The sequence below is a fragment of the Brevundimonas vitisensis genome (genome assembly GCF_016656965.1).
GTDB lineage: Bacteria > Pseudomonadota > Alphaproteobacteria > Caulobacterales > Caulobacteraceae > Brevundimonas > Brevundimonas vitisensis.
Genome location: NZ_CP067977.1, coordinates 2,508,810 through 2,520,386, shown reverse-complemented (window position 1 = coordinate 2,520,386; position 11,577 = coordinate 2,508,810). Strand labels below are relative to the sequence as shown.

Here is an 11,577-nt window from a genome sequence, read left to right as displayed (position 1 = left end):
TGCTGCTCCGCTTCATTGTGGTGACGGCGGCGGAAGAGCGCTAGAGGCGTTCGTCAGGCTTCGTCAGGCGGCCCTGCCTTGTTTTTGCCCGAGACGACGCCGGACATGGCCTCAGGACACGGGAGGACGTTCGATGACCGATAAACCCCTAACACGCACCCTGGCGGCGCTGACGGCCGTAGCCATCGCTCTGCCCACACCCCTGATGGCGCAGGACCGCCCGGCCACGGCCGGCAATCGGGACAAGCCGGGCGACGGGGTCCCGTCCGTGGCGGCCTGTGCGCCCCTGGGCTTCCAGCTGCCGCGCCCGCAACCGGAGCAGACCTTTGCACCCGGTGTGAGCAGCGCGCGTTCCTATGTCGGCACGCCCCCGCCGCCCGCACCGCCACCGCCACCGCCACCGCCACCTCCGCCTCCGCCTCCGCCTCCGCCTCCGCCTCCTCCGCCCCCGCCCCCGCCGCCACCTTCGGCGCCCGTTCTGGTCACGCCGGCCGCCCCGGTCGTTGTCACGGCCAGCGCCATCTCTTCGACAACGCCCGCACCCGCCCAGGATCTGTCGTCACGCGACACAGCCCGCTATCCCGACGCCACGCCAAACCCGGTGCGCCGGGTCGCCGATGCCCCCGTCTCGACCTTTTCGATCGATGTGGACACCGTCTCCTACGCCAATGTCCGTGGCTTCATCGAGGACGGCATGTTCCCGCCCAAGGACGCCGTCCGGGTCGAGGAACTGATCAACTATTTCGACTATGGCTATGATCGTCCGACCAGCGCCAACGCGCCGTTCGCCGTCACCACGGCCGTCGTCGCCTCGCCCTGGTCGCCGGGCCGCCAGATCGTCCATATCGGGGTGCAGGGCTTCCAGCTGCCGACCGATCAGCAGCCGCCGCTGAACCTGACCTTCCTGGTCGATGTGTCGGGATCGATGGACGATCCGAACAAGCTGGGCCTGGCCCAGAAGGCGATGAATCTGGTCATCGACCAGCTGCGCCCCCAGGACACCCTGGCCATCACCTATTACGCCTCGACCGAGGGCACCACGATCGCCCCGACGCCGGGCGATCACAAGTTGCAGCTGCGCTGTGCCGTGGCCAGTCTGTCGGCCAGCGGCGCGACCGCCGGGGCGCGCGGCATGGTCAATGCCTATGAAACGGCCGAGGCGAATTTCGCGCCCGACCGCGTCAACCGCATCCTGATGTTCACCGATGGCGACTTCAACGTCGGCGTCACCGAGAACCGAACGCTGGAGGACTATGTCGCCGACAAGCGCGAAACCGGCATCTATCTGTCGGTCTATGGTTTCGGGCGCGACAACTATCAGGACGACCGGATGCAGGCGATCGCCCAGTCCGGCAACGGCACGGCGGCCTATGTCGACGACCTGAACGAGGCGCGCCGCCTGTTCGGGCCGATGTTCGACCGGGGGGCCTTTCCCATCGCCGACGACGTCAAGATCCAGGTCGAGTTCAACCCGGCCCAGGTCTCCGAATACCGGCTGATCGGCTATGAGACCCGCCTGCTGAACGAAGAGGATTTCACCAACGACCGCATCGATGCGGGCGAGGTGGGGTCGGGTGCCTCCGTCACTGCCCTTTATGAGATCACGCCCGTGGGCGGACCCAGCCAGATCCCCGACCGCCGCTATGAAGCCAATCGCGCGGCCCCGGCGGGTGATCCTTCGGCAGAGATCGCCTTCGTGCGCCTGCGCTACAAGCTGCCGGGCCAGGATCGGTCCATCGAGATGTCCACGCCGGTGACGCCGACGCCGGGCGAGGCGCCCGAATCCACCCGCTGGGCCCTGGCCGTGGCCGCCTTTGGCCAGAAGCTGCGGGGCGATCCGTGGATGGCCGAGGACTATGGCTGGGATCGCATCGTCGACCTGGCACAGGGCGCGCGCGGCGAGGACCCCTATGGCGACCGGGCCGAGTTCGTCCAGCTGGCCCGTGCCATGGGCACGATGTGGGAGGATGAGGAGTGAAGCGTGAGCACCGCACGCTTCACCGTCACTCCGCCCGGAACTGCAGCTCCGCCAGCCGGGCGTAAAGGCCACCCCGAGCGATCAGTTCGGGGTGGGTGCCCTGTTCCACGACGGCACCGTCCTGCATGACCACGATGCGGTCGGCCCGCAGGACGGTGGCCAGGCGGTGGGCGATGACCAGGGTGGTTCTGGCCTCCATCGCCTGATCCAGGGCCGCCTGCACCAGGCGCTCGCTTTCGGCATCCAGCGCACTGGTGGCCTCGTCCAGCAACAGGATCGGCGCCTCGCGGACCAGGGCGCGCGCGATGGCCAGCCGCTGGCGCTGACCGCCGGACAGGGACTTGCCCCGTTCGCCCAGCGGCGTGGCAAAGCCTTCGGGCAGGGCCTCGATGAAGCCCAGGGCTTGGGCCTCGGCCGCCACGGCGCGGGCGTCGTCCTCGGTCGCGGTTTCGCGGCCAAAGCGGATGTTTTCCAGCGCCGAGCCCGAGAACAGCGGGGCCTCCTGCGAGACCCAGGCGAACCGCCCGCGCACCGCGACCGGATCGGCATCGCGCACATCCACGTCGTCCACCGTCACCGCGCCCGCCTGCGGGTCATAGAAGCGCAGCAGCAGCCGGAAGACCGTGGACTTGCCTGCCCCCGACGGCCCGACCAGGGCCACGGTCTCGCCCGGCCGCACGGTCAGGGAGAACCCTTTCAGCGCCGGCAGATCGGGTCGGCCCGGATAGGCGAAGTCCACGCCCGACATCGACACTTCGCCGCGCGGCGGCTCGGGCAGGGCGCGCGGGCTGGCCGGGGGTGCGATGGCCGGCTGGCTCTGCATCAGCTCGTCGATCCGCTGCATGGCCCCGGCGGCCTTCTGCACATCGCCCCAGCTTTCGCCCAGCGCCCCCACGGCGCCGGCAGCGAATACCGACAGCAGCACGAACTGCAGCAGGGCGCCCGGCGACATCCGCCCGGCAATCACATCCTGGGCCCCCAGCCACAGGACCAGGGTCACGCCTCCGAACATGACGATGATGATCAGGGCCGTCATCCAGGCCCGCGCCTTCATCCGGGTCAGGGACACGCCGAACGCGGCCTCGACCGCCTCGCCGAACCGGCCGATGGCGCTGGCCTCGCGGCCAAAGGCCTGGACCGTCTCGATGGCATCGACGCTTTCGCCGGCAAAGCCGACGGCATGGGCGAACCGGTCCTGGGACGCGACCGTCAGCTTGCGAACCCGCCGCCCGAACAGGAACAGCGGCACGATCAGCACCGGCACGATCAGCAGCACCAGGCCGGTCAGCTTGGGACTGACCACCATCAGCAGGACGATCCCGCCGATCAGGGTCAGCACATTCCGCAGCGCATAGGAGACCGACGTCGTCATCAGGGTCTCGACCAGGGCGATGTCGGTCGTCAGCCGCGACAGCACCTCGCCGGTCCGCATCTTCACATAGAAGGCGGGATCCAGCGTCAGAATGCGCTGGAACAGGGCCTTGCGCAGATCGGCAATGACCCGCTCGCCCGTCTTGGTCACATAGAAATAGCGGACGGCTGTGGCCAGACCGAGGAACAGGGCATTGGCCCCCAGCAGCAGGAACCACAGGTTCAGCTGCGCACCGCCGCCTTGGAACCCGTTGTCGATCGCGCCCCGTGCCGTGACCGTCAGACCCAGCGACGCCGAGGTGGACAGCAGCAACCAGAAGCCTGCCAGCAGGGCGGGTGCCTTGTGGCGCACCGCGAGCGGCCACAGGCGCATCAGTGGCCGGATGTCGCGCGTCTTGGCGCGGCGCTCGCCCGCCTCGCTCATCTGTTCGGCCAGAACGGCCCCGGCACCCGGTCGGCCATCGGCTTCGGCACGGGCAGCAATCGGCGAGGGGTCGGTCATGGCGCAGCCTCTTGCCCCGGAACGCCCCCCGGTGTAAACGCCGCCGCTCACTCCCGCCGGGCTCTTTGGCGGGATTTCTTATTCTCCGTCGCAGCGAGCCACGGACCTGATCCGGGTCAAGCTTCAGCGACACTCAGCAAAAGCGCAGCGACGGTCGGCATCGTCATCGCGCAGAGACCGGACGACGACCATGAAAGCGGACACGCACCCCGACTATCACTTCATCACCGTGGTGATGACCGATGGCACGACCTATCAGACCCGTTCGACCTACGGCAAAGAAGGCGCGACGCTGAACCTGGACATCGACCCGACCACCCACCCGGCCTGGACCGGCGGCAATGCCCACATGCTGGACCGCGGCGGCCGCGTTTCGCGCTTCACCAACAAGTTCGGCGGCTTCCTCAAGAAATAAGCCCGTGCGGGATCGCCCGGGCGATCCCTGTGCGACATCACGGCAACGGAAGCGCCGGTCCCTTCGGGCCGGCGCTTTCTGTTTGCGCGGAACGCCGATAACATGGCGGGCGTTGGCTTTCGGGGTGCGGACAAGGTGTCCGTCACGGGGCGAGCAAGAGCGGATCTGTCATGAATCGACGCGAATTGGCCTTGGGTGCTGCGGTGACCGCCGTGTCGGGCGCGACAGCTATGGCCGCGCAGGCTCAGGTCCAGAGCCAGTCTCAGGCCCGGTCGGCCGCTGCCGTGGCCTTCTATGACGGCTTCAACGACCTTCTGGCCCGCGTGCCCGCCGCCTTCCAGGGCGATGTCCGCGCCTTCTACGAGATCAACGGCTGGAACCCGGTCTGGACGGCCGAGCGTGTGCGCGTGCTTCGCCAGGCGGCTTCCCGCGCTGAGCGCCATGGCCTGTCCCAGGGCGACTTCTTCGACTTCGACGCCGCCGTCACCGACGCTTCGCGCCTGGAGATGAACACCACGGTTGCGGCCCTGACCTACGCCCGCGTTCTGGCCGAAGGTCGGGTCCGGCCGGAGACGGTCGAAGACCTGTGGGAGATGCAGAAGAACCGCGTCGACCTGCCCGCGGGTCTGAACAACGCCCTGGCCACCAATCGCCTGGTGGACTGGTTCGAGGGGCTGGCTCCGACGGACCTGGGCTATTCCAATCTTTCGGCTGGCTATGTCCGGTATCGCCGCCTGATCCAGGACGGCGGCTGGCCCGTGTTCCGGGCCGGGGCCAATATCGAGCCGGGCGGCAGCGACCCGCGCGTCCCTGCCCTGGTGGCGCGTCTGGTGGCAGAGGGTGATCTGTCGGCAGCCGATGGCGCACGCCTGTCCGGCATGGGCAACTTTTACGGCCCCGAACTGGAAGCGGCGGTTCGCAGCTTCCAGACCCGCCACGGCCTGGTTTCCGACGGCCGCATCGGGACCGGCACTCAGCGTTCACTGTCGGCCTCTGCCGAGGACCGGGCCCGTCAGATCGCCCTGAACCTGGAGCGGCGCCGCTGGCTGAAGCGCGACCTGGCACCCGAGCGGATCGAGGTGAATACCGCCGCCGCCATCATGGTCTATGTGAAAGACGGCAAGCCGGTCCACTCCAACCGCGTCGTCGTCGGCACGCCCGAGAACCAGACGCCCAGCCTGGAAAAACCATTCGCCTCGGTCGTCGCCAACCCGCCGTGGTATGTGCCGGCTGGCATTGCCCGGAACGAGATCCTGCCGCGCGGGCCCGCCTATCTGGCGGCCAACAATATGTACATCTCCAACGGCACGGTCATTCAGCGGGCCGGCCCGACGGCGGCGCTCGGCTATGTGAAGTTCGAGCTGCGCGACAGCTACGCCATCTTCCTGCACGACACCCCGTCCAAGGCAGCGTTCAACAATGCCTATCGCCACCGCTCGCATGGTTGCGTCCGCGTGCAGGGTGCCGTCGAGTTTGCGCGTCTGCTGCTGTCGCCCGACCCGGATCGGCTGGCCGAGTTCGACGCCGCTCAGGACAGCCGCCAGACCAAGCGGATCCAGACCGGCCGCGAGATCAGCGTGCGCCTGCTTTACTGGACCGCCTTCGTCGACGGTCTGGGCCGCGTCGCCTTCCGTGAAGATGTCTATAGCCGCGATGAAAAGCTGGCCGACGCCCTTGGCATCGCCGTCAGCCTGCCGCGTCCGGTCATCGACGGCCGCGCCGACAGCAACGACGTCGGACCGTAAAGGAAGAGAACTGCCACCGACTTCTCCCTCCCCCGGCGGGGGAGGGAAAGCGGATGCTACCCCCCGAAGGCAGCCGCCAGGCGATCCATCTGGCTCAGCACCGGATTGACGACCTCCTCGGCCGGCAGGTCCGAATACATGCGCCGGTCCAGATACAGGACACGATCGTGCAGCTTTTCGGCGCGCACCATGTATTCGATCAGGGCAATGGGCAGTTCGGGATGGGTCGGCGTTTCGGCCGGCTTGCGTTCGGCCAGGCGATAGCGATCCTGCGCCGCCGCTTCGGGGGCGATGTCGCCTTCACGCACGGCCCGCTGCACCAGCAGCCAGGACGCGATCTGCATCAGGCGCGTGGTCAGCGTCATGCTCTCACCGGCATAGGCCAGGGCCGCGACGCGCGACAGCAGCTTGGATTCCCGGCGGCCATCTCCGTCCAGATAGGCGGCGGTCTCCTCGACCAGTTCCATCCCTTCGCGGAAGGTGCGATCGAACAGTTCCGAGGCGGCGAAATCGCGGACCTCGCCCGCGCGGTTCCAGCCGCTGCCGGCTGGAACGTCTGGTGCGGGCGGGCTCAGGTCGTCAGTGGCCATCAACTCAACCGTACTCATGCAAATCCCGCGTATCGTCCCGGCTCTGTCCCCAAAGGACGGCCACCGGACCGGTTCTGCAACTCCCGTGCCACGAGCCGTGGCGCATCGCGATAGTCAAACACCCTTAACGGCCGAAGTTGAACAGAGCATCGGCCGCGCTCTTGCGCGAATTCTTCGAGTCGATGGCCGCACGGACACGGGCGATCTCGGCCTCCAGCGCCTCGATCCGCTCGTTCAGCTCTTCGACGGCATACAGGTCGAGGTCCTCTCGGGACAGGGACGCGACCGCTGCGCCGCGCTTTGCGCGGGGCTCCAGATCCTCGAACATCGTGCCACCTCCTTGGCCTTCACCGTGGCGAGCCCCTATCTGAACGCCTGGACACGGACGATTGCAAGGGTGACGTCATGCGGGTGATCGAGATCGACGGCGGCTCCGGCCCGGCCACGGCGCTGCGGCTGGGTCAGCGGCCGACGCCAGAGGCGGCTCCGGGACAGGTGCGTATCCGTGTCCGGGCGGCGGGCGTGAACCGTCCCGATCTGCTTCAGCGCGGGGGCTTCTATCCCGCCCCGCCGGGAGCCTCGGACATTCTGGGACTGGAGGTCGCCGGCGAGATCGACCAGTTGGGCCAGGGCGTCACCGGCTGGAGCCTGGGCGACCGCGTCTGTGCCCTTTTGGGCGGCGGCGGCTATGCCGACCATGCCGTGGTCGATGCGCGTCATCTGCTGGCCCTGCCCGCCGATCTGGATGACATCCAGGCGGCGGCCCTGCCCGAGACCCTGATCACCGTCTTTGCCAATGTCTTCGAGGCGGGCGGGCTGAAATCCGGCGAGACCCTGCTGATCCATGGAGCCACCAGCGGCATCGGCGTCACCGCCATTCAGATGGCCAAGGCGGCAGGTGCCCACGTGATCGCCACGTCGCGCGGTCTGGCCAAGACGACCGCGGCCCTGTCGCTGGGGGCCGACATCAGCCTGGATGCCACGCGAGATGATCTTCCGGCGGCGATCGCGGCTGCCGGCGGGGTCGATGTGGTGCTGGACATGGTCGGCGCCGACTATGCGACGCTGAACCTGGAGGCCCTGAAACCCGGCGGCCGCTGGGTTGTCATCGCCACCTTGTCGGGGCCGCTGGCCCAGGTCGATCTGCGACGGGTGATGATGAAGCGTCTGGTCCTGACCGGCTCGACCCTGCGCGCCCGGTCGGCCGACGAAAAGGCCAGGCTGATCGCGGCGGTGCGCGACCGGGCCTGGCCCTGGGTCGTGTCGGGTGCGGTCCGCCCTCCGGTGGAGGCGACCTTCCCGCTGGATCAGGCCGCCCTCGCCCACCTCAGGCTTGAGGCGGGCGAGCACGTCGGCAAGATCGTCTTGACGCCGTAGCGGTTACCAGCGACCGCCGCGCACCGGGCGCAGCGACGAGATGCTGTCGTTCATTCCGAAGCGCTCCAGATTGCTGACGTCATAGTTGAACGTCTGGCAGCGCCCACGGAAGTTGGCGTCGGTGCAGGCTTCCCATTCGCCCTGGAAGCGCATCGAGCTGATCCGGTCGTTCAGGCCGCTGGACCGCAGGTCGGGGATCGCACCGCGCAGCGTCAGCGAAGCACCGCGGTAGTTGGCATCGCGATAGACGGTGATGGTGTTGCGGCCACCGTTGCCGCCCCAGTTGCCACCGCCATTGTGGTCGCCCCAGCCGCCGCCGTTGTTTCCGCCGCCGTTCTCGAAGTCGCCGCGAACGTTGCCGCAGACCAGACGGCCATTGTCGTTGGCGACGTCGTAGTTGCCGCAGCGCTGCAGATCGATGGAGGTGCCGCGCAGGCGCCCGCGCTCATCGCGGCAATCGGCATACAGTCGACCCTGGTTGACGTAGGAACCGCTGCAGGTGGCCGCATAGCTGCCGCGCGGGGCCACGCGCTGGGGGCCGTCCTGGCCGCCGTAGGGGGCATATTCCTGAGGCGCGCCGGAAAGGGCCGCCATGGCCGCCAGGCTGATGATCGACAGCATATCAATTCCCTCCAGTTGAGTTCCTGTGACGCCAAACGCGTCCATGGGCTCCATTGTTCACAGCCTGGATGAACCGTAGCTGTATGAGGTTGTCGGACATCGTTTTCTTTTCTGCAGAAACGGCCTATATCGAAACATCAACGCCCGGCCGAAAGGTCGGGCGCCTTTGTTTCCGCGACCCTTCAAAGGCCGCCACAGAACCGGAATACAGGTCCATGACCGACATCCTGATGCCCAAGGCGACCGCAGTCTGGCTGGTCGACAATACCTCGCTCACCTTCGAACAGATCGCCGACTTCTGCGGCCTTCACCCGCTGGAAGTGCGCGGCATCGCTGACGGCGACGTGGCGCGCGACATCCGGGGGGCCGATCCCCTGGTCAATGGCCAGCTGACCCGCGAAGAGCTGGACAAGGCCCAGAACGACGAGGCCTATCGCATGAAGGCCGTCGTCAGCCGCCATGCCGAGCTGCTGAAGCCGGCCAAGGCCCCGCCGAAATACACCCCCGTCTCGCGCCGTCAGGATCGCCCGGATGCCATCGCCTGGTTCGTGCGCAATCACCCCGAGGTGACCGACGCCCAGATCGCCAAGCTGCTGGGGACCACCAAGTCCACCATCGAAAGCGTGCGCAATCGCACCCACTGGAACAGCGCCAACATCAAGGCCGTCGATCCGGTGACCCTGGGTCTCGTCGGGCAGCTGCAGCTGGACGAAGTGGTCAAAAAGGCCGCCGACAAGAAGGCCAAGGACGACCTCAAGCGTGGCGGTCCGACCCTGCAGGAGATCGAGGCCGAACCCGCCGAGCCGGAGTTCGTCCCCGATGCCGCGGAACGTCGTGGTGCCGAACCCACCGCCGAATCGGTGTTCGGCAAGCGCGACTGATGCCTTTTTCCCTCCCCTTCACGGGGGAGGGCGCGCCTTACACCTCGAAGCGCACGCCCTGGGCCAACGGCAGGTCGCGGCTGAAATTCACCGTCTGGGTCTGACGGCGCATATAGGCCTTCCAGGCATCCGACCCGGACTCGCGGCCGCCGCCGGTCTCCTTTTCACCGCCAAATGCCCCGCCGATCTCGGCGCCTGACGGGCCGATGTTCACATTGGCGATGCCGCAGTCCGAGCCCCAGGCCGACAGAAAGGCCTCCGCCTCGCGCACGCTGTCGGTAAAGACGCAGGAACTCAGCCCCTGCGGCACCGCATTCTGCATCGCCACGGCTGCGTCGAAGTCCGACCAGGTCATGACATAGAGGATGGGCGCAAAGGTCTCGTGCTCGACCACGGCCGTCTGGGCGGGCATCCGCACGATGGCGGGCCGCACATAGGACACCGCCCCCTCCACCCGCGTCCCGCCGACCAGAAGCTGCCCGCCCTGTTCGGCGGCCTGGGCAAGGGCGGTCTCGAACCCGTCCACCGCCGCCTCGTCGATCAGGGGCCCCAACAGCACGCCTTCCTGACGCGGGTCGCCGATCGGCAGGGTGTCATAGGCCGCCACCAGCCGCGCGATCAGGCCTTCTGCCACATCCTCATGCACCAGCAGCCGCCGCAGGGTCGTACAGCGCTGGCCGCATGTGCCCACTGCGGAAAAGGCAATCGCCCGAACCGCCATGTCCAGGTCGGCCGAGGGCGTCACGATCATGGCATTGTTGCCGCCCAGTTCCAGCAGAGACCGTCCCAGACGTCCGGCGACCGCCGTGGCCACGGCCCGTCCCATTCGGGTCGATCCCGTTGCCGAAACCAGCGGCACGCGAGGATCGGCGGCCAGGGCCTCTCCGATCTCCTTTCCGCCGATCAGCAGTTGCGACAGACCCGGCGGGGCATCGGCAAAACGCGCCGCTGCACGCTCGAACACGGCTTGGGTGGCCAGTGCCGTCAGGGGCGTCTTTTCGGACGGCTTCCAGATCACGGGATCGCCGCAGACCAGGGCCAGCGCCGCATTCCAGGCCCAGACCGCCACCGGAAAGTTGAAGGCCGAGATCACCGCAACCGGCCCCAGCGGCTGCCAGGTCTCGCGCATGTGATGGCCCGGGCGTTCGCTGGCCAGGGTCAGGCCGTACAGCTGCCGTGACAGGCCCACGGCAAAGTCGCAGATTTCGATCATCTCCTGCACCTCACCCAGGCCCTCGGACACGATCTTGCCGGCCTCCAGCGTCACCAGACGGGCCAGGTCGGCCTTGGACGCGCGCAGTTCCTCACCCAACAGCCGAACCAGCTCTCCCCGCCGCGGCGCGGGCACCCGCCGCCAGGCCTGGAAGGCCGTTGCCGAACGGGCGATGACCGCCTGGACCTGATCCGGCGTGGCCTCGTGCAGGCGGCCTGCCGATGAGCCATCGATCGGCGAGCGGGTCGGCAGATCACCGCCCCAGACCCCGTCGGCCACGCCCAGTCGCGTCAGGATGCTTCTGGCTTCATCCGCTGCTGTGGTCATCGCCCGTCTCCTTGTCTTGTCGGCCCGGCTTAGCGGTGCCTGCGGCACAGGCAAAGCGGAACCGCCGCGCCGTCATCGGGTTCTGAACCGCATTCCCCCTGTCAGGAGCCAATGCCATGAAAGTTCGCGATGTGATGAGCAAGGATGTCCAGATCGCCCGCCCCGGTGATCCCATCCAGGAAGTTGCCGCCCGCATGGCCGCCGGCGATTTCGGCTTCATGCCCGTGGCCGATGGCGAAACCCTGATCGGCACGATCACCGATCGCGACATCACTGTCCGCGCCGTCGCCGCCGGGGCCGCGCCCTCTGCCTCCGTGGTCGAATACATCACCCGCGACCCGCACACCGCCCACGAGGACGATGACCTCAAGACCGTGCTGGACGCCATGGGCAGCCGCCAGATCCGCCGCCTGCCGGTGCTGGACAAGAACGAGCGTCTGGTCGGCGTGGTGTCTCTGGGCGACCTGTCCACCCGCGTGAAGGAAAAATACGCCGGCGAGGCGCTTGAGGACATCTCGCGCACGGCCTGACGTTCACCGCTTCTTCACCCTGCCTCC

At 67.8% G+C, this 11,577-nt stretch carries 11 protein-coding genes; 6 read left to right on the top strand and 5 right to left on the bottom strand.

The window, feature by feature from the left end; genetic code table 11:
• Positions 1–133: 133 nt before the first annotated feature.
• The gene (locus JIP62_RS12825; RefSeq protein WP_201102550.1) at positions 134–1,978 is read left to right on the top strand and encodes a vWA domain-containing protein; all 1,845 of its coding nucleotides are present in this window, start codon (positions 134–136) and stop codon (positions 1,976–1,978) included.
• Between the two features lie 25 nt (positions 1,979–2,003).
• Here the strand turns inward: JIP62_RS12825 and JIP62_RS12820 are convergent, their stop codons facing one another.
• Positions 2,004–3,851 (bottom strand): ABC transporter transmembrane domain-containing protein, encoded by a 1,848-nt coding sequence (locus JIP62_RS12820; protein ID WP_201102549.1) that lies wholly within the window; start codon positions 3,849–3,851, stop codon positions 2,004–2,006.
• Between the two features lie 190 nt (positions 3,852–4,041).
• Here JIP62_RS12820 and rpmE point away from each other — a divergent pair, with 190 nt between their 5' ends.
• Together rpmE and JIP62_RS12810 are read left to right on the top strand one after the other, a co-directional pair.
• Positions 4,042–4,266, top strand: coding sequence for a 50S ribosomal protein L31 (rpmE, locus tag JIP62_RS12815; protein ID WP_201102548.1), 225 nt, complete (start codon positions 4,042–4,044; stop codon positions 4,264–4,266).
• 170 nt (positions 4,267–4,436) lie between these two features.
• A complete protein-coding gene (locus JIP62_RS12810) occupies positions 4,437–6,011 on the top strand; it encodes a L,D-transpeptidase family protein (protein ID WP_201102547.1) in 1,575 nt (524 codons plus the stop codon).
• Positions 6,012–6,067: 56 nt separating this feature from the next.
• Here the strand turns inward: JIP62_RS12810 and rcdA are convergent, their stop codons facing one another.
• Together rcdA and JIP62_RS12800 are read right to left on the bottom strand one after the other, a co-directional pair.
• Entirely contained in the window at positions 6,068–6,601 is a 534-nt protein-coding gene (gene rcdA / locus JIP62_RS12805) for a protease adaptor protein RcdA (RefSeq protein WP_230974757.1), read from the bottom strand.
• Positions 6,602–6,725: 124 nt separating this feature from the next.
• Positions 6,726–6,929: a DUF1192 domain-containing protein gene (locus JIP62_RS12800; RefSeq protein ID WP_201102545.1), complete on the bottom strand. Its 204-nt coding sequence runs from the start codon at positions 6,927–6,929 to the stop codon at positions 6,726–6,728.
• A 77-nt stretch (positions 6,930–7,006) separates the two neighbouring features.
• On the opposite strand from JIP62_RS12800, the gene JIP62_RS12795 reads away from it, so the two are divergent.
• On the top strand, positions 7,007–7,978 hold the full coding sequence (locus JIP62_RS12795; RefSeq protein WP_201102544.1) for an NAD(P)H-quinone oxidoreductase: 972 nt from the start codon (positions 7,007–7,009) through the stop codon (positions 7,976–7,978).
• Positions 7,979–7,981: 3 nt separating this feature from the next.
• On the opposite strand, the gene JIP62_RS12790 is transcribed toward JIP62_RS12795, so the two are convergent.
• On the bottom strand, positions 7,982–8,599 hold the full coding sequence (locus tag JIP62_RS12790; RefSeq protein ID WP_230974756.1) for a beta/gamma crystallin-related protein: 618 nt from the start codon (positions 8,597–8,599) through the stop codon (positions 7,982–7,984).
• Positions 8,600–8,814: 215 nt separating this feature from the next.
• Here JIP62_RS12790 and JIP62_RS12785 point away from each other — a divergent pair, with 215 nt between their 5' ends.
• Positions 8,815–9,480 carry a DUF1013 domain-containing protein gene (locus JIP62_RS12785; protein ID WP_201102543.1) on the top strand — a complete coding sequence of 222 codons (666 nt, stop codon included), beginning with the start codon at positions 8,815–8,817 and terminating at the stop codon, positions 9,478–9,480.
• Between the two features lie 37 nt (positions 9,481–9,517).
• Here JIP62_RS12785 and amaB read toward each other — a convergent pair whose 3' ends face one another.
• Entirely contained in the window at positions 9,518–11,020 is a 1,503-nt protein-coding gene (gene amaB, locus JIP62_RS12780; RefSeq protein ID WP_201102542.1) for an L-piperidine-6-carboxylate dehydrogenase, read from the bottom strand.
• Between the two features lie 116 nt (positions 11,021–11,136).
• On the opposite strand from amaB, the gene JIP62_RS12775 reads away from it, so the two are divergent.
• On the top strand, positions 11,137–11,550 hold the full coding sequence (locus JIP62_RS12775) for a CBS domain-containing protein (protein WP_201102541.1): 414 nt from the start codon (positions 11,137–11,139) through the stop codon (positions 11,548–11,550).
• Positions 11,551–11,577 lie beyond the last annotated feature (27 nt).